Origin of the sequence: Paenibacillus agaridevorans (genome assembly GCF_018604145.1) — a bacterium.
GTDB classification, from domain to species: Bacteria; Bacillota; Bacilli; order Paenibacillales; family Paenibacillaceae; genus Pristimantibacillus; species Pristimantibacillus agaridevorans.
In genome coordinates this window covers 2,379,246-2,401,026 of sequence record NZ_CP075889.1, presented here as the reverse complement: position 1 = coordinate 2,401,026, position 21,781 = coordinate 2,379,246, and the positions used below count along the sequence as shown (strand labels likewise).

Below are 21,781 nucleotides of genomic sequence, written 5' to 3'. Positions count from 1 at the left end.
GGTTATGACGAATGATAGCGTAAATAAAAGCGACTCCTGCTGCTCGTCTGCGGCAACCAACGAAACGAAACCGAAATTGAAGTTCAAGAAAAACTTAAACGTCATCCCGATTACAAATACAACGACAACCTGTACAGACGCGTGCTGTCAGGAAATAGCTGAAGAAACAAAGGAAGTTGCGAAGTACGAGAAGTCTCCATCAACTTGCTCAGACTCCTGCTGCTCTACTGAACCGGAGACTCAAGAAGTAGAAGATATTACAAACGAAACTGCTGGTGTCAAAAGCGAGTATTTGGTCCACGGCATGGATTGCTCCGCGTGTGCAGTCACGATTGAAAAAGCGGTTCGCAGGGAAGAAGGAATTTCTCAGGTTCAAGTGCACTATAGTACGGGCAAAATGCGAGTAGTCACGACCGAGCCTGCTGCGCTGGAACGTCTTCCAGAAACGCTTAATAAGCTCGGTTTTATGCTGGAAAAAGTAGAACAGATAGGGTCGGCTAGAGTCTACGAAATCGAGGGCATGGATTGCGGATCTTGTGCGTTAACGATCGAGAACCACTTCAAGAATCATCCAGGCGTCATAAGCGTCAGTGTTAACTTCTCAACGGGCAAAATGACGATGGAGCATGAAAACGAGGTCGAAGAAATTCTGAAAGAAGTGACGAAAACCGGCTTCAAAGCTACTCTCGTCACGGGTAGAAGGAGGGCAGAAGTCCATAAGGAGAAGTCTTCAGTCAACGGTCTCGTATTGTCAGGAGTATTATTGCTCGCTGGCTTCGTCGGCTCGTACACGAGTGTATCATCTTTGCTCATTACCGTTCTATATGTGTTAGCCATTGTTATTAGCGGGTATAGACCCGCCAAGAGTGCCTATTATGCCGTCAGAAGCCGCTCCCTGGATATGAATGTGCTGATGACCGTCGCGGTGCTTGGCGCTGCAGCTATCGGGGAATGGTTTGAAGGTGCTACGGTAGTCTGGTTATTCGCTCTAGGCAACGTCCTTCAAACCCGTTCTATCGAAAAAACGAGAAACTCCATACGGGAATTAATCGATCTGGCTCCGCCGGAGGCTTGGGTGAAAAACGGGCAAGAGCTGATCAGAAAACCTGTGGAGCTCATTAAAGTCGGCGAAATGATCGTAGTCAAGCCAGGAGACAAAATACCGCTGGACGGCTCCATAGTCCTTGGCGAATCCAGCGTGAATCAAGCTCCGATCACGGGTGAATCAATCCCCGTCGACAAGCAGCCCGGCGATATTGTATATGCTGGCACAATTAACGAACACGGTTCGCTGGAGATCAGAGTCACGAAATTGGTGGAAGACACGACCATCGCAAAAATCATTCATTTGGTAGAGGAAGCACAAGAACAAAAGGCGCCGACGGAAGCTTTTGTCGATAAGTTTGCCCGCATCTATACTCCGATCGTATTTGTGTTCGCATTGTTGGTTATGGTATTCCCACCCATCATCGGACTTGGTTCATGGTCGGAATGGTTCTACAAAGGATTAGAGCTTCTTGTCGTGGCCTGCCCATGCGCGCTTGTCATATCGACGCCGGTCGCCATCGTATCCGCCATTGGGAACGCGGCAAGGAACGGCGTGCTGATCAAAGGGGGAGCTTTCCTTGAAGTCGCGGGGAAAGTATCGGCTATCGCGTTCGACAAGACCGGTACCCTTACGGAAGGCAAACCGAAAGTTGCACAGGTCATAGCTTATACCGTCTCGGAAGAAAAGCTCTTATCGGTTGCCAAAACATTGGAAGAGTACTCCACGCATCCTATCGCCAAGTCGGTCGTGAATTATGCCAACGAATTAGGTATTCAAGCTATGCAAGGCGATCAATTCCGGAATATTGTCGGCAAAGGCGTCAGCGCTACGATTAATGGCCGAGACTATTATGCGGGCAATCTGAAGCTCTTCCAAGAGCTTGAAGCCAATATCGAGGAAAGGCTAGCTCAGATCGTGAAGCTGCAGCAAGAAGGCCATACTATCGTAATCATTGGCACGATAGAGGATGTGCTTGGCATGATTGCCGTGGCTGATTCGGTGCGACCGGCTTCAGTTCAAGCGCTTGCGACGATACAAGACGTTGGAGTCCGTCAAGTCGTTATGTTGACAGGCGATAACGAAGGCACGGCGAAGAAGGTTGCTTCTCAAATGGGAGTAAATCGTTATATTGCAGAGCTGCTGCCCGAAGATAAAGTAACTGCAATCAAGCAATTGCAGCAAGAAGGGCATATTGTCGCGATGGTCGGGGACGGCATCAACGATGCGCCAGCTTTAGCCACGGCAGATCTTGGGATTGCCATGGGAGGCGCGGGAACCGATACCGCCATGGAGACGGCGGATATTGTCCTAATGGCCGATAATTTAGAGAAATTGCCGCATACCGTTACATTGAGCCGCAAGGCATTACGAATTATTAAACAGAACATTTGGTTTTCCTTAATCGTGAAGGCGGCCGCATTGGTCTTGATCTTCCCGGATGTTTTGACCTTATGGATTGCGGTCGTCAGCGATACCGGAGCCGCGTTAATCGTCATTCTCAACAGTATGCGTCTGCTTAAGCTGCGCAGTTCCTAGAAGAACGTTGTGGAAGATGGGGATTCTTATGAATCCCCATTCTGTTTTGTTTCCACAGCATGATTTTGCCTACATCTATAGAAGAACGAGAAGCGGAGGCCATCCCTTTGTTCATTCGATTATTAAGTATGTTCCTTCTAGCAATTCTAATGGTGGGAGCTGCTATGTCCTTACCTGTCCATGCTCATACAAGCTTGGACAATTCGTATCCCGAAGCAGGATCCATCGTTGAGGAGCAGCTTGAGGAAGTCGTATTGGAGTTTAACACGGAAGTCGCTCCATTAAGTACGGTCAAACTCAGTCAAGGCGATGGATCTATCATTTCGCTCGACAAGATTGAAATACAAGATCACCGAATCGTTGCCATTCTGAAGGAGTCCCTGTCGAACGGGATGTATAAGGTGGAATGGAAGATCGTAGGCAAGGACGGTCATCCAATAGAAGGAGATTTCTCCTTTGAGATAAGTATGCCAATGAAGGAGTCGCCGACGCCTCAAGCGGAACCCGTGCCAACGATGACTTCTGTTCCGACACCTCGGCCGGAGCCTCTCGAGGAATCTGTCGTTGAAGTTGTTGGCAACCGAACCCCTAACTCGGAACAAGCAGGAATTTGGATCATCGGAATTTTGTCGATAGGGGCAATCATTACCATAGCGTTGGGCTATAGGAGGAATCCGTCATAATGTTCTATTGGTTAACCGAGCCGATGCTTTATTTATGTTTCGCAATTGTTAGCGGCTATGTCCTTCTGAATGTGGTTCCGGCGCCTTATCGGCCTGTCACGCTGATATCTGGCAAACTTGTTGCGTTTGCCGCGTTAGGGATCGGCTTGTTTTCCTTTTTCCCCATCCTCCGAATCGTTTCCTTCTTCTCGGATGATATCGGCTGGGGCTTGACGTTTACGAATGTCATGTCCGAATTTGCGGAGGGTAAAACCTATTGGTTGACGTTGATCGTTTCCTTGCTCTTGGCGGCGAGAATTTATACGGCGCGAAGAATCGATCATGCGGCTACACTTAGAATCGTCTTGCTCATGTTGGCTATCTTGATCATCGCTCAGGGCTGGATCAGCCATGTAGCCTCATGGTATGGCACGTGGGGGATACTGTCTCAAACGTTGCATATCCTAGCCGTGTCACTTTGGGTAGGCCCATTGTTGTTGGCAGGGTGGTCTAAAGGCCGTACGGAACATTGGAGCGGTTTCCTGAGCTGGTATCATCCCATGGCCATCTTATGTTTTATGGTTACAGCAGCTTCGGGGTTTGTTCTTACGATCGGAGTCGCGCCTGAGTATACGAATGCATGGAAGCTTCCCTACGGACAAGCATTGTTAATCAAACATCTTTTGATTGTACCTTTAGTTTTGTTTGCATTCATTAATGGATTCTGGATTAAGCGAAAACTACGACAACAAGAAGACTTTAATCCTAAGATATGGGCAAAAGCGGAAAGTTTGATTTTATTGCTAATCTTCTCCGTTACAGGTTATATGAATCAACAGCCGGCGCCTCACGATGTTTCGAATACGCTCAACGAATCGCCTGCTTCACCGCTGTATCTTTGGTTTAACAACGGGCTGTTAGAACAAGATCGGGACGTTATGTTATCGGCGACTCCGCTCACCGTGTTTGCGTTCATTGGAAGTTTTCTCGCAGTCTGGGCAGCCTTGGTTTGTTTCCGTCGCAAGAAGGTTATTCAAACCTTTGCATGGTCGTTAATCAGCGCGTTTTTACTTTATTACGGCTTGATGCTAGCGATTTAAAATTCCCCGCTACTGCCTTAAACGTAACGTTTCTGATATAATGGGTATCATCAACGTAAGGCGGTGACCAGCGCATGAGTAGGACAAGTTTGGAACAAAGCGAAGAAACTTGCACCGTTACACATCTAGATGCGGATAGGATGAACGCGGCCAAGATAGATCAGCAGTCGGCCGCTGATTTAGCCGAGTTTTTCAAAGTATTAGGCGATCCGACAAGAGTGAAGATTATTCACGCGTTGTTGAACCAAGAACTATGTGTCCATGATATTTGTCTTGTTCTGGATATGGCTCAATCCGCCGTTTCCCATCAATTGCGGTACTTGAGGAATACCCGAATGGTCAAACGACGCAAAGATGGAAAAACCGTTTATTACTCCCTGAGCGACGATCATGTGAAGGAGATCTTTTGTCAGACGATGAATCACTTGCAACATGATTAGCTATAAGCTGATTGTTCAAAGGGAAGATGCAAAATAGGCTATTGTCTCTCAAGTACCATAGACAATAGCCTATTTTACTTTTACCGCATGTACATATCTTGTGCTCTGACAAGCCATAATGAGATTACGTTGTAATTTGAAATTGACTGATCATTCATTATTAAGCTATAATAATTATATGAACATTTGATCATATGTACAAAGGCGGTGTTGGCGTTGGAGAAATCAGAAGAACGAATAGTGCGTTCATTCACTTTGGAGGGATTGGACTGCGGCAATTGCGCGATGAAGATTGAAGGACAGATTCAAAAGATGGATGGCGTTGATTCCTGTTCGGTTGCTTTTGCTACCAAAACAATGACTTTATCCATCCCGAAGAGCAAGGAGCAGGAACTCGTTAGGCGCGCAACTCAAAAGATTAACGAGTTGGAGCCTCAAATTCAGGTTATCGATAAGAACAAACAAAAACAGGAGTTTACACATGATCACGGCACAGCGTCTACTCGCAAGATGATCGCCAGGCTTGTTATCGGTTCGGTCTTTCTAGCTGGGGGAGTTTGGGCGCCACTGAGCCAGCCCCTTGAGTTGTTATTCTTTTTGACCGCTTATCTCATCATCGGCGGCGACATTCTGTTGCGTTCGGGGAAAAACATATTACGCGGTAAAGTTTTTGACGAAAATTTTCTCATGAGCATTGCGACTATTGGCGCTTTCATTATTAAAGAATATCCAGAAGGCGTAGCCGTTATGCTCTTCTATCAGGTAGGGGAGTTGTTCCAAAGCATTGCCGTCAATCGATCTCGGAAGTCCATTAGTGCGCTAATGGATATAAGGCCCGATTATGCCAATCTTAAGATTGGCAGCGAAACGAAGAAAGTGGATCCGGAGGACGTGCTTGTCGGACAGCACATCATTGTCAAACCGGGAGAGCGAATCCCGCTCGACGGCAAAGTAGTAGAAGGTTATTCGGCTATGGACACTTCGGCATTAACGGGAGAATCAGTGCCGCGAGAAGTCGAACCTGGGGAAGACGTATTAAGCGGATTTATTAATAAAAACGGCGTTCTGACGGTTGAAGTGACCAAAGTTTTCGGCGAATCCACCGTATCCAAAATTTTGGATTTGGTCGAAAACGCCAGCAGCAAAAAAGCGCCTACCGAGAATTTCATCACGAAGTTCGCCAAATATTATACGCCGGTTGTCGTTATTATTGCCTTCCTGCTCGCAGTTGTACCTCCATTGATCATCCAGGGAGCAACATTTACCGATTGGATTTATCGCGCTCTGGTCTTTCTTGTCATCTCCTGCCCATGTGCTCTTGTTGTGTCCATCCCGCTTGGATTCTTTGGCGGGATTGGAGCAGCTTCGCGTAGTGGCGTTCTAGTCAAAGGCAGCAACTACCTTGAAGCGCTCAATGACGTCAAATATGTGGTGTTCGATAAAACGGGCACTTTGACAAAAGGAGCGTTCGCCGTAAGCTCCATTCGTCCCGAGGCCGGAATAAGCGAAGATGAACTGCTTCGTTACGCGGCTTATGCGGAATTACATTCTAATCATCCCATTGCGCATTCCATTCGGAAGGCCTACGGCGAAGAGTTGAACGAAAATGACATTTCATCCTACAACGAAATATCGGGGCATGGCATTCAAGTGCGATTCGAAGGAAAAGAAATTCTCGCTGGTAATCGCAAACTAATGCAAAAGGAAAAAATCGAATATCTTACGCCTGAAGAAATTGGAACGATCGTATACGTTGCCGTCGATCGCAGGTTTGTCGGTTATCTAGTCATATCTGACGAGGTTAAAAACGATGCTGCCGAGGCCATTCAATCCTTGAAGTCGCTCGGCATTCGCAGGACGGTCATGCTTACCGGCGATTTGAAAAGCGTTGGCGAAGCAGTGGGGAAACGGTTGGGCATTGATGAGGTTCGCGCCGAACTCCTGCCACAGAATAAGGTGGAGGAAATCGAGAAGCTGGAGCTCAAGAAGCACAGGAAGGAAAAGATCGCATTTGTAGGCGACGGTATTAACGACACTCCCGTGCTGGCACGAGCGGATGTCGGCATTGCGATGGGAGGACTCGGATCGGATGCGGCGATCGAAGCTGCGGATATTGTCATAATGACCGACGAGCCTTCCAAACTGGCTTCCGCTATCCGCATTGCCAAAAGAACGAGGCGAATCGTTTGGCAAAACATCATGTTCGCTATGGGCGTCAAAGCGTTATTCCTCTTCCTTGGAGCCTACGGCGTAGCATCGATGTGGGAAGCCGTATTCGCGGACGTGGGTGTGACGGTGCTTGCCGTTGTGAATGCCATGCGCGTCCTTAAAACAACCGCATAAAGCTCTTCACATTAATTAGCTTCCTTAACTACTTACGAGGTTAGGGGAGCTATTTCTGTTGATTTTGAATTTTTATTATATAACGGACTAAAAACGTTCGTAATTCATTCCTAAAGTATCTAACAAGAAACAATTGAATTTTGGTATACTAGTCTTATCCTTTATTATACTATGATTTATAGTATAATAAACTCAGTAGTATCCAAATAAATGGGAGGGAAAACATGTGAAAGGCCGTTCGCGAAGATTAATTCAACTGATTATTTTAGGAGCAATACTTATTATTGGCGGGATTGCAATTGGCCAAACTTTTGCCGACGATTCTGGCACATTGCCCAAGGTAGGTAAAGAGCCTCCATACTTCGAGTTATCGGATTTGAACAGAAATGTGTATCGCCAAACCGACTTCACAGGGCAGCCTTATATCATTAATTTCTGGGGCACATTTTGCCCTCCCTGCGTGAAGGAAATGCCCGAGTTTCAGCGGCAATACGAAAAGTGGGGAGACAAAGGGCTTAAAATTGTCGCGATTAATTTAAGCGAAGATGATTTGACCATTCGGAACTTCTTAAGAAGCTTTGAATTGGAGTATAACATTTTAAAAGACATAAACCGAACAGTTGAACGGAGATTCGGGGTTCGGGCGTATCCTACCACGTATTTCGTGAAAGCCGATGGTACAATTATGGAAATCGTTCAGGGCGGTATGACTGAAGACCAAATTAATAGACGGGTAGAGAAGCTTTTTGATTCAAAATAGCTAGAATGGCAGGATGTATTTAAAGATTGATCCAGTAGCAATTATGCTTCGATTCAGAGGTTACGGTATTACGCTCCCGGTCAGAAGACTTTGTCTCGAGAATTAGACATGATACAATAAGATATCTATTGATTTTCGAGGAGGGGACTGAATTTGACGGTCAAGAAAATAAATATGAACGAAGAAGGCCTCAACCGTTTTTTTGGTTCGCTTGAAGTAAAGGTAATGAACACGCTGTGGGAAAAGGAAAAGCTGTCCATCAAACAAACCCATGAAATATTAAATAATGAAGATCCTATTTCCATCAATGCGGTCATGACTGTCATGATTAGATTGTCTGAGAAGGGCCATCTTCGAAAAGAAACGACCGGCGGCGGGAGAAATCGATTGACATTCTTCTTTCCTGTACAAACAAAAGAACAATTTATAATCGAAGAGACAAGGGCAGTAACGAACGGATTAATTGAGGATTTTGGTTCATTAGTTGTTAATCATTTTCTAGAACGTCTGGACGATGCGGATCCAGAGTTAATTGAAATGCTTGAAAAACGGATAAACGAGATTAAACAGAAATGAAGACACGTCTTAAACTTTTTCCTTATCAACCTGAGGTTGTTCTTGCGTCCATCGTTTTTCTTGTTTGCTGGATACTTGCTCAGATGAGCTACAGCTTAATTCATCAACTTGGTGATGTTTCCATAGCTGCTAACAACCGATGGTTAATTGTGGACATCATCAGAGACGTTGCAACGACTCATGCATTGCTTGGGCAATTATTTAATGGTTTTATCATTTATCTGTTGGTAGTCGGCATCTATCAGATGGTACTGCAGGTGAAACTGCGAATGAAGTTGCGACGCTATTTGAAAAGTCATTGTGATGAAGAGAATACTGCTCTTTGGAATCATCGCTTCAAGGATGAAAATGTGCAACTACTGGTCGTAAAAGAATCTGCTTTTGTGGCCTTGTCATATGGCATGTGGATGCCTAAAATTGTCATATCGACAGATGTATTGTCTCGGTTCGAAGATGAAGAGGTTGAGGCGATTCTGTTGCATGAACTTTACCATTGCAAAGCATTTCATCCGTTACAAATCAGCCTTCTAATGTTTGTTAGCAAAGGACTTGCTTTTGTACCGATAATCAAGGATTTGGTTCATTATTATTCGATTTGGACTGAGCTGCGGGCTGACCGTTATGCCGTTAAGCGTATGAACTCGGAGCTCCCGATCGGACGTGTATTGTTGTCGTTGATAAAAAGCAATGCAACATTTAACAGTGGGGCTGGCGTTCACTTTGCCAATGAAGCTGTTAATTATCGAATCCAGCAGATTATTGATCCGTCAAGCGAATTGAATATTACACTAACAAATAGGGAAACCATTATTAAGTCTGTCGTTGTTCTAATAATCATGTCCTTGTTTTTAGGGAACTGCTTGAGATAAGCAAGGAGCTGTCCAGAAAGTCAGTGAAAACTGACTGCTGGTTTGCCTCATTTTCGTTGCATGTAAAAAATAAGTACAAAAAAAACTTCTTTTCTTGTAAATGGAAGTTACCAGACACCCATTCAAGAAAGGGTGATTTTTTGCGTAATCTGACGACTACTACCGAACAGTATTGCATGCAATAGAGGCTTCCTCTAGAGGATAAAAAGGGGTGTAGAAACGAAATCTGGCCCCTACCTTTAAGCCCTATCAAAACAAACAGGCTCAGATGATTATGGATCTGGAACTATGGATCCCTCCAATCATGTAGAGCGTGTCATTCGGAAGATGGTTGAAGCTATCCCGGGCGAGCAGTTGTTTACTCACTATGGTATAGCCGCTTATCGCAGTAGCCGCCAAGAAGAGCAATAAAATGGCTTGATTACCCAACTTGCCTTCAAAAATAAAGCGGGTATCCGAATGGAGGTTAGTTGAATGAACTGGTGAATTCGCACCCTCTCTTATTCACTTCATAGAGGCAGGACCATTCTCAATAATGGAGTTAACGATGTACTTGGCGTCTTCGTCCACGCCGCCAATAAGTGCAGACGTTCTTCTACTCTGCCAAGGCATGCCTACGATATAAAGTCCATTTACTGTTGTTATCCCGCGTTTATGAATGATTGAGCCGTTCTCATTATAGAGAGCTTCCGGTATGTTCAACCAGTTGTAATCAAGTTCAAATCCAGTACACCATATAATATTGGCAAATTCCTTCACGGAGCCATCGAGAAAATGAATGCTGCTTTGAGCAGCATCAATGGCTCTGGGCATTAACTGGACGCGGGATGACTTAATCAATGGCTTTAATTCCAAACCAATTATGGGGTCAGGCCGAGTTTGAATTTTTCGCCCAATAAATGATTGAGCAGAAGCACGAAGTATACCTAATCTGTCAAACCAATAAAATATGCTCTTCCCTGCAAGTTTTATAGGCAGGAATACCGGAAGTTGACTAACAGACAAAAAAACTTTGTGCCGCATCGAAACCTCAACAGCAATTTGCGCTCCTGAATTGCCTCCGCCAACAATCAGTGTCTCTCCTTGGAGTAGTTGATCCGGGTTTTTATATACCGAAGAATGGAGTTGTTTTACCCCCGTCGATATTTTTGAAGCGAAGGAAGGAATCCTTTTTCTTTGAAAAGGTCCCGTCGCGATGATAACGTTTTTGGCTATGTATTGGTCTTGATTCGACCATATTCGAAAGAAATCGTTATTTTTTATTACTTTATTAACCGTAGTATTTAATTGTATAGGAAAGTCAAATTTAGCAGCGTAGTTCTCAAGGTAATCTGCTGTTTCGTTTTTCGTTGGAAACTGATCTCGATATCCAGGAAACGAAAAGCCTGGAAGATCACTATATTCACGGGGAGTGAATAAAACAAGGGAATCATATCGATTTCTCCACGAATTACCTACCCTTGATTGAGTGTCGACAATGATGAAGGGAATTCCGTTTTTATGTAAATAATAACCAGTTGCTAAGCCGGCTTGTCCTCCACCTATTATGAGTACATCAGTAGTTGTTGCATTAATGGCAGTTCTCTCCCTTACCGGATAGAATTAAACTTACTTTGATGTATTTTTGAAAACTAAGGTTTTGACTCTGTCAAGCAATTTATATCATATCACATTGTATTCATCTGAATGTATGTTCATATGACAATTATCGTACAAACTTGCAAAGCTCGTCCCGGAACGGATTAAAGTAGAACAGACTCTCTGCGGATGATATCGAGTTCCATTATGCTCTAATGGTAGCTGACATCTAAACAAAATGATCTAGGCTGCTTTAAACGTAATCTTCCTAATATTTTATTACACAATTTGTCCATAATGAATGAGAAACATTAATTCTTCGTGTCGACAACGCTCTCTTATTGATGAATACTTGTTCATATGTTAAGGTAGTTTAAGATTTTATTCTACTGTGTGAATAGGAGGTAACAATGCCATCACGTTATACCAAAAAGCAAATAAGCAAGACGAAGAAAATAATGATGTTAATTGCACTTATATTGCTTGTTTTGTTCTACAGTGGTTTTATTTTAGTTTCACAAATCAAGACCGTATATCAAGTAACATTTAATGGTACGCCAATTGGCGATGCGTCCAGTCCGGAGATTGTATTTCAATGGATCGGGGAACAAGTCAATCGTTTTGAAGGCCAGTACCCAGGTGTTTTGTATGAAACGAATGAAAGTGCTATTTCGTTCACGGAAACGAAACGTTTAAATGCCAAGGCTCGGGATAGCGAAGTCATTGCCTCACTTCAATCATCTTATGAGATAAAAGGCCGCGGCGTACAGGTTCTAGTGGATGGTCAAGTCATGGGAATTGTCAGAGACCAACATAGCGCAGACCAGATCCTGAATCAAATACAGCAGCCATATTCTGGTGCGAATAATGATCCAAAAGTCAAAACACTCAGTTATAATAATGACGAGAGGGAAAAAGAAGCAATGTCGCCATCAGTTCCAAGCTCCATTAGCTTCGTGGAAAAAGTCGAAATCAAACCTGTTGTGGCGGATCCTGTTAACTTTTCGTCAGAAGAAGAGTTAATCAAACGTCTTAAGGGAACGGACTTAAAACCTATCAAGTACGTTGTTAAAGAGGGAGATTGCATCTCCTGCATTGCGCAGAAGTTCAACATCTCGCAAGATACTGTATATAAGAATAATCCCTGGATTGAAAATGAATTCATAAACATAGGGGACGAGTTGGATTTGACAGTACGGCAACCTAAATTGTCCGTAAAGACTGAGGGGCAATATGCTGAGACCGTCAGCATCCCGAGCGGGGTAGAAGTTACTTATGATGCAACGATGCGTGTGGGAGTTTCAAAGGTTGCGAATCCGGGAAAGGCGGGCAAGAAAAAATTAACGTACCAAGTAACGAAAGTAAATGGCGAGTTGGTTGAGGAAGTTGTAATAAAGGAAGAAACGTTGGAAAAAGCAGTACCTAAGCAAGTCATTCAAGGTACAAAAGTCATTAAAGGCGTGGGAACCGGTTCATTCACATGGCCGATAAAAGGGCCGACGATTACGAGCAAGTTCGGAAAGCGTTGGGGAAGACTTCATACAGGCACTGATGCGGTATCCTCTAATTTGAATATTAAATCTGCCGATAATGGAAAAGTAATAAAGGCGAAATATGATTCCAGTTACGGGAACCACGTTATAGTGGATCATCAAAATGGTTATCGAACATTATATGCCCATCTAAGCAAAATTAATGTGGAAGTTGGCGATCTGCTGGAGAAAGGCGATCAAATTGGAATTATGGGCACAACAGGACGATCGACAGGCGTCCATCTACATTTCGAAATTCGAAAAGAAGGAGTGCAGTTGAATCCATTAAAATTTTTGGAGTAACGGAACGGAAATAAGAGATCCCGCTTGTAGGGCTCTCTTATTTTTGTAATTATTGATTTATATAATTTAAACTATTCTTTGTAATATAATGTTTTCGCGAGAGGAAGAAATCGATGAGTGATAGAAGGAGTATTCTGATCATCGACCACGAAGAGAACTTAGAAATGAATTGAAAAAGGAACTTGAGAAATAACGATTTATGGTAGAGGCTCTGGAAGATGGGGCGAAGGGGTTACTATATATGTTGCAGAACGAGGTTGATTTGGCGATTATGGAATTACAACTACCTGGAATAAATGGTCTAAATGTATGTAAACTTGTTCGTCCAGATGAAAACAACACCAATCATTAAGCTAATTGCAGAATGGAGGGAAGCAAATCGATTCGAAGGTTTTCAAATTGGAATCGATGATTATTCCGTTACGTATAAGCAACCAATCGCAACGAGAAAAAAACAATAAAGATTGATGAAAGATTTCTATTATAAAAATGAAGGATTAAGTCCGAATTGGTCGAATTTAACTATTTTTCGAAGTATTATATTTTGCCAAATTCTGTTCTATGAAACGGGGGAACCACCGAGGGGGAATTGCTTTAGAAGTTTTCTTCAAGTATAGGGAATCTTCGGCCGAGCCCATAAGCTAACCTCGTAGGCAACGAAGGGAGAAGTAGAGTTGAGAAAAGGTTTAGTCGTATTGTTGTCCAGTGTGATGTTTTTGTTTGGAGGAGGGTCAGTATTTGCGCAACAGTCCGAGTCAACCGTCTTAATGAAGTCCGTTAGCGAAGTAATTGGCACGCCGTATAAAGGGGGGGAATGACAACAAAAGGATTCGATAGTTCAGGATTCATCTTGCATATCTTTAATCAGTTCAGTGTAAAACTGCTTCGTACTTCTTATACTCAGGCCGAGGTTGGTGTGAAGGTAGAAAAAAACAAGTTGCGTGTGGGAGATCTTGTTTTTTTAATACCAGCGGAACAGGTATCTCTCATGCAGGTATTTACATAGGAGAAGGGAAGTTTGCTCATTCTTCTACAAGCAAAAGGGTAACCATCAGTAAGTTAAGTGATGAGTACAATGAAAAATGATACGTTACGGCAAGGCGTGTAGTATCTGAAGATATATTTAAAGCAATGAACGATATGAAGTAATCATGAATGAACGGTTATTTAACTAGTAACCGTTCTTTTTATTGAAGTTTCCAGATCATAAATGAGGTGGAATATGAAACTTAAGGGAGTCAGACGGAAATAATTCAAGTGTCCCTATTAATCGCTGCATTAGTCATAGGAGGTTATGCCATCATCAAGACTTTAAATGGCGCTCAACCTTTACGAAGCGATGGCGGAAGTGTATCAGGATCCTAACTATGAAAGCCATATTTCGCCCATCGACTGATTACAGTACAGTTGAATGATCTCGGCACGTTTTATCATCATTTTGCATGGGTGTACCGGACGCTACTGAGGAGCACGACAAAGCTGGAAGCCGAGGCTTAGACGGTTCAATCCGGCATCCGATCTTGGCGGCGTTTCGATGGTGGGACAAGCAGCGAATAACGAATACATATATTTCAATGAGGTGAAATTAGGTACCGGAATCAGCAAGATTCGCCTGCGTTATTTAAGTCTGACAACGGACTCAAACGTCACCTATGCGAAACAGATTAACTTGGGATACATCATCATAAAGTAATCCTGCTTCAGTAACTAAAATTTGCGACCGCTTCTTGGTAAATGCAATCGATCATTTACCAAGAAGCGGTTACTGTTAATTTTTATGAGTGCATCGTGGAGTATATGGAAACGGCAAAACTGTCGAAAGGCAGTGACGCAAAGTCACGGGTCTTCTCACAATTCAAGTGATGGCAGTTGGGTTACCCAATTTGCCGAGCACGGCTATTTGGGTCGTGTTTTTATTATTCGTTTATTTGGGATACAGAGGAGAGTAATATGGAATTGGAAGCAGATATACATCAGGAACTTCCTATAATTTCTAAGAAAAACAATGAGAATATAAATGTTGTGCTAGTGGACCGCGATCCGGAATGGTGTTGCCGCTTTGCTGATTTATTCGAAACAGAGACAGATATTCATCTCATAAATACTTCCGCTACAAAAGAAGAGGCAGTGCGAGCTAGTTTACAATTAGACGTGGACGTTGTAGTGATGAATGCAGCACTCCAGCCGTCTGGACGCGATGGATTAGATGCAATAAAAGACATTCTCGCCAAAAAGGATGTTCCCGTCATTACCGTCGCTTCAAGCGCAGACCCTGAAGTGATCGTCGAAGCAATTACAGTCGGGGCAGTGAATTTTATAAGCTATGCCGATATGGGGGACATTATCTTGGCGATTCGCGAAGCACATCGACATAGTCCATCTTTACACCCGAAAGCATCGAAGGTGCTTCGCGATGAGCTCATCCGCTTAAAGCGTCAGGAATTTTGGTGTAAGCTGACCACGACTGAAAAAGAAGTGCTGCAATTAATCGCTTGGGGCTACTCCCGGACCAAGTTGATTCAGTTGATGGGTATATCGCCTAATACAATGAAGACACATATTCGTCATATTAGTAGAAAGCTCGGCACAAAATCAATCAAAGAAGCAGCAATAAAGGCGAGGCAGCTTGGACTCGAGAAACACATGGATAATAAGGAGTATGATGTATAGTGACGAATTTCGATTTGGTTCGACAAAACTCCAAAGCTTAGGGTGACTAAAAAATCATCCTGCCGGAAGATATCGAAAATTGATAAAATTAGGCATATGGTGGGATTGAAATAGAAAGAATGGCCCACGATGAATAGGAGGGATTTGTGGCAAAAGTAACTAAAGGATGAAGCATGGGATAGTTGTCTGTCATGTGGAGAACGGGGGGGGGGACAAGCCCAGTGGTTCTTAATACTCATTCACCGTTTGGGTTGTCCCCAAAATGATGAATGAAAGGATGATCGACATGTGTCGAAAAGAAATGGAGTGTGAGTTATGTCTGGATAGCCAGATAGGAAATGGGGGAGCAGCGCATGTTGGTAGCTGAACAGATAACCCCTTATGAAAAAGTTGAGAATTGGTTGATCGCTTACGCAGATTGGAAAGCACGTCTGAAATATGCACAAACGGAGCTTGCACATATTCCGGGATTGACAAAAGCATTGCATGAAGTGGCAATCTATGGCTGCGGCCAACCCAATGACACGTTGCTTCGGACAGTCATTCAGCGTCTGGAAATCACTGAATATGAAATACCGTTTCTTCAATCCAGAATAGGATTGATCGAATATGCTTTGTCGGCTCTCGTTCCAGAGGAAAGACGATTCGTTCAATTACGGTATCAAGATCAATTGGCGTTTTCAATCGTTATGGATCGCTTGGGACTATCGCGTCGCGCCTATTTCTATCATCGAAAACGAGTTTTGAAGAAAATATATGGAAAAATAAAAAGTCGAACAGCATTATTGGAGTATGATCCGTTTGGTGAAAAGTAAAAGATCTATTTCCGAAAAAGATGCTACTACGCATCTTTTTTTGGTGACTGGAATTACATGTACGTTATTAGGGGTACCGCCAGCAAAACGCGGATTTACAACGTTAAGATTAAAAATCCCAATCTCTTAGTGATACAAATAAGAAATTGGGATTTAATTATTCAACAATTGCCTTTTAGTTCAACAAGAACTTCAACTAATCGTATTAGAATGAGCCTTTTTTTCAACCAGACGGTAAACCAAGTATCCTAGCACATTTAATAAAGCAAATAAAACTATCCAGCCAATGTTCAAACGTTTATGATGATACACATTGATTGTTGCCCAAATCGTAAACAAGGTTAAATAAATCGCAACACCTACAAATAAAACTAAAGTCATAAATGAACCAATATGTCTTGTTTCCATATCAACATACCATTCAGCATCACCGTTCCCATATGGAAAGAAATCAACAAGCAACCATTCAGGAGCCCACACTTTTCTTTCATACTGGTAGTTTGGTTTTGCCTTTTCTACATATTCGAATATAGATCTGAAGTTTTCAGCTTCTATTTCTACGTCTCTAACATTATAGATTTTAACTTTCGAAATTTGGTCTGTTTCTTGTACTAAGGCTTCTATCTCCCTTTTCATATCTTCAGTAATCTCTTCTTTGTTTTCTAAAATATCGAATATAGTTGTAGCGACAATAGAGTTTTTATGAGAATTTTGTTCTTCTGCTGTCCATATAAATCCAAATACAGTTGAAGCAGTAACTAGGAATATTACGGCTAAATAAAGCACCCACTTTGCAAATGTTTTCTGTGCTTTAAACAATTGACCAACAATAGAACGCATTTCTTTTTCTCCACCGAAACGCTCAATGGCAATATCTATAGCTTCTTTCTCCGATTTTCCTTCTACTTTCAATTCATGAACAGCATCTAACAAATGGCTTTTCATTTCTGCTTTTAATTCTTGTATTTCTTTTTGATTTCCACCTACATTTTGATAAACCGAATCAACAAATGCTTCAATTTGCTTCATATTTTTCTCCCCCTTCCAAAAACGAATCAATAATTTTTTTTACAAATTGCCATTCAGCACGTTTTTCTTCAAAACCTTCTTCACCTAAAGGCGTGAGTTTATAATATTTTCTTCTTCCTCCTGGTCCTTGTTCATCACCCCAGTAAAACGAAATCCATTTATTTTTTTCTAATCGCTTTAAAGACAAATAAAGTGTACCTTCTTTTAATTCAAACTGTTCATTGCTTTTTTCTCGAACAAATTTTGCTAACTCGTAACCATACATATCTTTATTATGTAATAGCGATAAGATTAAGGTATCAATATGACCTTTCAAAACCTCTTTATTAATATCCAAAACTTTCACCTCCTCGATATAAATATAAAATATAATACTATATAATACAAGGTATTAATGTAAGGTATTTTTTATGTTGAGGCTACTGTCAAAAAGCATACTTTATGACATGCTAGAAAACAGGTAGTTTTCAACATGTCATAAAGTGTCATTTTTTGTTTCGCAATATTTCATTTTATTGGTATACTTTTTTGCATGGATTATGGAAGGGAGTTGGTATTTTGAAGCGGGGGTACGCTCGCGTTTCAGCCAAGGATCAAAATCCGGAACGGCAGATTAAAAAAATGCGTGAACTTGGAATTGAAGAGCGCCATATTTTCGTTGACAAGCAAAGCGGAAAGGATTTTAACCGACCGCAATATCAGGCGATGCGTCTAATTATTCGTGAAGGGGACTTGCTATATCTTGATGCACTGGATCGATTAGGTCGAGATTATGATGGAATCATTCAGGAATGGAAGTATATTACACGAGTGCTAAATGCAGATATTGTGGTACTAGAAAATGAGACTTTGTTTAATAGTAGGAAATTTCGAAGCATGGGCGATCTTGGAAAGCTAATGGAGGACCAATTTTTAAGCCTGCTCTCTTATGTGGCCGAGCAAGAACGTAAAAAAATAAGCAATGGCAGGCCGAAGGAATAGAAGTGGCAAAGAATAACGGCGTGAGATTCGGACGACGTAAGTACGAGATTAATGCAGATTATATTCAGGTGTATAATGAGTGGAAATCCGGATCGATTACTGCAACGGAAGGAATGAATCGTCTTGAATTAAAGCCGAATACTTTTTATCGACGAGTAAAGGAGTATGAAAATTAAAGAAAGGTGTGGGTTCCATGCGTGGGAAAGAACTTCTAACAACTGACCAGCGACTAGAATGGATGACCCCTCCCAATGGTGAATGGGAACTTGCTACATACTACACTTTCTCACAACATGATTTGGAGATAATTAATCGTCACCGATGAGATTACAATCGATTAGGCTTTTCCGTACAATTAGCACTACTCCGTTATCCAGGATGGAGCATAACTGATTTGAAGGAAATCCCTGACTTCTTGCTTGACTATCTATCCAAACAGCTGGATATTGAGCCAGGAGTTTTTTCCTTGTATGCCCGAAGGGAAAACACGCTGTGGGATCATCTGAAAGAAATTAGAGAGGAATATGAGTTTACTACGTTTACAACAAATGATTATCGGCGGGTGTTGAAGTACTTATTCTATCTCGCGCTGGAAAATGGGAATGCTGTTCACTTAATTCATTCTGCATTAGACGAGCTGCGCCGCTCAAAAATTATTCTGCCGGCCATTACGACGATTGAAAGGGTCGTATGGGAAGCACGGAATCGTGCGGAAGAACGAATTTACAGGCAGATCCACTCATCTCTAACCTCTTACCAAAAACAGAAACTAAACAAGCTTATCGAACATATGATAGGTAATGAAAATACAACACTTGGTTGGCTAAAAGAAACGACTGGACAATTCTCTCCTGAAGCGTTCTTAAAGGTTATTGAACGGCTAGATTATATACGGAACTTGCAACTAAATATCGATATGAGATCAATCCATCCCAACCGGTTAAGACAACTCTCGCGCCTAGGATCACGATACGAGCCACAATCCTTCCGACGCTTTCATGAAGCAAAACGATATACGGTCTTGGTTGCGTATCTTTTGGAACTTAGTCAGGATTTAGTTGACCAGGCTTTTGAGATCCATGATAAGCAAAACTTAACCTTGCAATCAAAAGGACGGAAACAGCAAGAGGAGATACAGAAACAGAACGGCAAAGCTGTTAATGAAAAAATTATCCATTATGCTGACTTCGGAGCTGCCCTTATCAAAGCTCGGGATGAGGGTATTGATCCTTTTGTTATGCTAGAAACGGTCATGCCGTTGGAAAAGTTTGTTGAATCTGTAGAATAAGCTAAGAAACTATCGCGGCCACTCGATTATGATTATTTAGATCTTTTAGAAAGTCGGTTTAATTATCTTCGAAAATACACACCTACCCTACTAAGCGCGTTGAAGCTTCACTCAACGAAGTCAGCCGAACCCTTGATGAGAGCGCTCGATACGATTAGAGAGATGAATGAAAGCGGTAAACGAAAAGTACCTGAAGGTGCTCCATTAGATTTTGTATCCAACCGATGGCAAAAGCATGTTTTCGACGAGGATGGGACCATTAACCGACATTACTACGAGATGGCTGCACTTATGGAATTACGAAACTATGTGAGATCCGGAGATGTTTCTATTGTCGGAAGCAGGCAACATAAAGACTTCGACGAGTACCTAGTGTCACAAGACGAATGGAAACCTACTCAGGCAACCGGTACTAGGTTGGCCGTGAACCTGAATGCTGGTGACTATCTTGAGGAAAGAACTACGACGCTCCTACGCCGATTACAAAGGATTAGTGAGAACATCGACACACTTGAAGGAGTAAACGAAGAAAAAGGTAGAATACATGTTCATCGATTTGAAAAGGACGTTCCAGAAGAAGCGAAACAATATAGCTCCACTCTCTACGGCATGCTACCAAGAGTGAAGCTGACAGAGCTACTTTTAGAGGTGGCAAGTTGGACTGGCTTTCATGAGCAGTTTATCCATGCTTCGACTAATCGTCATCCTAAAGTCGAAGAAAAGCCGATTGTTCTGGCAGCGCTAATGGCTATGGGAACGAACGTCGGCCTAACAAAAATGGCTGATGCTACTCCTGGTATCTCGTATCATCAAATGGCCAATGCTGCTCAATGGCGAATGTACGATGATGCAATGAACAGAGCGCAAGCAACACTTGTGAACTTTCACCATCGACGATCATTAGCGGCTTATTGGGGAGATGGAAGCACATCAACGTCCGATGGTATGCGCGTACAAGTGGGTGTTTCATCTCTTAGCGCCGATCCTAATCCACATTACGGATCAGGCAGAGGGGCTACTATTTATCGATTCGTCAGCGATCAATATTCATCGTTTTATACGAAAGTTATTAATACCAACGCTCGTGACGCGGTACATGTCATTGATGGGCTATTACATCATGAGTCAGATCTGTTAATTGAAGAGCATTACACAGATACCGCAGGTTATACGGATCAGGTTTTTGGTTTGACTCATTTACTTGGGTTTCGATTTGCCCCACGCCTTCGTGACTTATCGGACTCAAAGCTGTATGTGATCGGAAAGCCTAGCGACTTTCCCAGATTGGAGAACCTTCTACGTGGCCAAATTGATAAGAAGGTGATACGTGAAAATTACGATGATGTTTTGCGCCTGGCGCACTCAATTCGGGAGGGCAAAGTGTCCGGCGCGCTCATCATGGGTAAGCTTGGCTCCTACGCTCGGCAAAATAAAGTTGCCAAAGCACTTCGAGAGATGGGACGAATCGAAAAGACACTCTTTATCTTGGACTATATTTCAAGTGAATCGATGCGTCGCCGTATTCAACGAGGATTAAACAAAGGAGAAGCAATGAACGCACTAGCACGTGCCATTTTCTTCGGGAAACATGGAGAGCTAAGAGAACGTGCTTTGCAGGATCAATTGCAGCGCGCAAGTGCTTTAAACATCCTGATTAATGCAATTAGTGTTTGGAATACGGTATATCTAGGTAAAGCAACGGATCTACTCAGAAGTAAAGGCGCGTTACGAGAAGATTTATTAAAGCATTTGTCTCCATTGGGATGGGAGCATATTAACTTCCTTGGGGAGTACCGTTTTGATCCGAAAGGAGTTACCACATTAGAATCACTGCGGCCGTTGAACAAGGGATAACAATAAGGCCGGTTACACCCTTAGCGTGGTGAAAACCGGCTGTTTTTGTGTTCAAAACTTCTAAGCGTTGTAAATCCGCGTTTTGCTGGCAGCACCCCTATTAGACCTACTCTATTTGTGGGCATTCGTTGATGCACTCTCCTTGCACCTATCATGCACCTATCAGGTTATGGTATATAAACCTAATTTCCCCTTTCTTGCACCCCGTTTGCATATTTCTCATGATAACATAGTATCGTGGACAAGATAGGAACAGTACGTTTCCGTCCTATAAGTTATAGCTGAAAGGAGGCTTCGAGGAGTATCCTTTTCTTATATTGTCGAGAGGCGACGGACATCCGGTTTCGGAGAGTCTATTTTTTGTTATGGAAGGGAGAAAGTAAATTCCGAATCTGGA

13 protein-coding genes, 4 pseudogenes and 2 riboswitches are annotated in these 21,781 nt (G+C 42.6%); of the genes and pseudogenes, 14 read left to right on the top strand and 3 right to left on the bottom strand.

The genetic code is table 11. The annotated features are described in order from the left end of the window. The first annotated feature begins 4 nt into the window (after positions 1-4). From KJW29_RS09830 to KJW29_RS09795, 8 genes and pseudogenes are all read left to right on the top strand, one after another. Complete coding sequence (locus KJW29_RS09830) at positions 5-2,584, top strand: heavy metal translocating P-type ATPase (protein ID WP_246608672.1); 2,580 nt, start codon at positions 5-7, stop codon at positions 2,582-2,584. Positions 2,585-2,748: 164 nt separating this feature from the next. After that, a complete protein-coding gene (locus KJW29_RS09825) occupies positions 2,749-3,267 on the top strand; it encodes a copper resistance CopC family protein (RefSeq protein WP_214629653.1) in 519 nt (172 codons plus the stop codon). Next, positions 3,267-4,346: a copper resistance D family protein gene (locus tag KJW29_RS09820; RefSeq protein ID WP_214629652.1), complete on the top strand. Its 1,080-nt coding sequence runs from the start codon at positions 3,267-3,269 to the stop codon at positions 4,344-4,346. The genes KJW29_RS09825 and KJW29_RS09820 overlap by 1 nt, the downstream gene beginning before the upstream one ends. Before the next feature lie 74 nt (positions 4,347-4,420). Further along, positions 4,421-4,786, top strand: coding sequence for an ArsR/SmtB family transcription factor (locus KJW29_RS09815; protein ID WP_214629651.1), 366 nt, complete (start codon positions 4,421-4,423; stop codon positions 4,784-4,786). A gap of 219 nt (positions 4,787-5,005) precedes the next feature. Then, positions 5,006-7,129 (top strand): annotated as a pseudogene (locus KJW29_RS09810) (heavy metal translocating P-type ATPase); the annotation flags it as partial. 226 nt (positions 7,130-7,355) lie between these two features. Continuing rightward, positions 7,356-7,889, top strand: a complete 534-nt coding sequence (locus KJW29_RS09805; protein WP_214629649.1) for a redoxin domain-containing protein — start codon at positions 7,356-7,358, stop codon at positions 7,887-7,889. 153 nt (positions 7,890-8,042) lie between these two features. Beyond that, complete coding sequence (locus tag KJW29_RS09800) at positions 8,043-8,465, top strand: BlaI/MecI/CopY family transcriptional regulator (RefSeq protein WP_214629648.1); 423 nt, start codon at positions 8,043-8,045, stop codon at positions 8,463-8,465. After that, positions 8,462-9,334 carry a M56 family metallopeptidase gene (locus KJW29_RS09795; RefSeq protein ID WP_214629647.1) on the top strand — a complete coding sequence of 291 codons (873 nt, stop codon included), beginning with the start codon at positions 8,462-8,464 and terminating at the stop codon, positions 9,332-9,334. Before KJW29_RS09800 ends, KJW29_RS09795 begins: the two co-directional genes overlap by 4 nt. A 504-nt stretch (positions 9,335-9,838) precedes the next feature. Here KJW29_RS09795 and KJW29_RS09790 read toward each other — a convergent pair. Continuing rightward, positions 9,839-10,909, bottom strand: coding sequence for a flavin-containing monooxygenase (locus tag KJW29_RS09790; protein ID WP_214631069.1), 1,071 nt, complete (start codon positions 10,907-10,909; stop codon positions 9,839-9,841). 413 nt (positions 10,910-11,322) lie between these two features. Between KJW29_RS09790 and KJW29_RS09785 the strand changes: the two genes are divergently transcribed. The 4 genes and pseudogenes from KJW29_RS09785 to KJW29_RS09770 all read left to right on the top strand — a co-directional run bounded on the left by KJW29_RS09785 (position 11,323) and on the right by KJW29_RS09770 (position 16,232). Beyond that, entirely contained in the window at positions 11,323-12,747 is a 1,425-nt protein-coding gene (locus KJW29_RS09785; RefSeq protein ID WP_214629646.1) for a LysM peptidoglycan-binding domain-containing M23 family metallopeptidase, read from the top strand. A gap of 535 nt (positions 12,748-13,282) precedes the next feature. After that, positions 13,283-13,418, top strand: a riboswitch (cyclic di-AMP (ydaO/yuaA leader). Between the two features lie 143 nt (positions 13,419-13,561). Beyond that, positions 13,562-13,833, top strand: a pseudogene (locus KJW29_RS36635) (C40 family peptidase). A 709-nt stretch (positions 13,834-14,542) separates the two neighbouring features. Continuing rightward, positions 14,543-14,629: riboswitch (cyclic di-GMP riboswitch) on the top strand. Between the two features lie 68 nt (positions 14,630-14,697). Beyond that, positions 14,698-15,417, top strand: a complete 720-nt coding sequence (locus KJW29_RS09775) for a response regulator transcription factor (protein ID WP_214629645.1) — start codon at positions 14,698-14,700, stop codon at positions 15,415-15,417. A gap of 353 nt (positions 15,418-15,770) precedes the next feature. After that, positions 15,771-16,232 (top strand): hypothetical protein, encoded by a 462-nt coding sequence (locus KJW29_RS09770; RefSeq protein ID WP_214629644.1) that lies wholly within the window; start codon positions 15,771-15,773, stop codon positions 16,230-16,232. A gap of 192 nt (positions 16,233-16,424) precedes the next feature. Here the strand turns inward: KJW29_RS09770 and KJW29_RS09765 are convergent, their stop codons facing one another. Then, positions 16,425-17,261: a permease prefix domain 1-containing protein gene (locus KJW29_RS09765; RefSeq protein WP_214629643.1), complete on the bottom strand. Its 837-nt coding sequence runs from the start codon at positions 17,259-17,261 to the stop codon at positions 16,425-16,427. Beyond that, positions 17,248-17,598, bottom strand: a complete 351-nt coding sequence (locus KJW29_RS09760; RefSeq protein ID WP_214629642.1) for a PadR family transcriptional regulator — start codon at positions 17,596-17,598, stop codon at positions 17,248-17,250. The genes KJW29_RS09765 and KJW29_RS09760 overlap by 14 nt, the downstream gene beginning before the upstream one ends. Before the next feature lie 221 nt (positions 17,599-17,819). On the opposite strand from KJW29_RS09760, the pseudogene KJW29_RS09755 reads away from it, so the two are divergent. Next, positions 17,820-18,418 (top strand): annotated as a pseudogene (locus KJW29_RS09755) (recombinase family protein). 17 nt (positions 18,419-18,435) lie between these two features. Then, positions 18,436-21,384 (top strand): annotated as a pseudogene (locus KJW29_RS09750) (Tn3 family transposase). Positions 21,385-21,781: the final 397 nt, after the last annotated feature.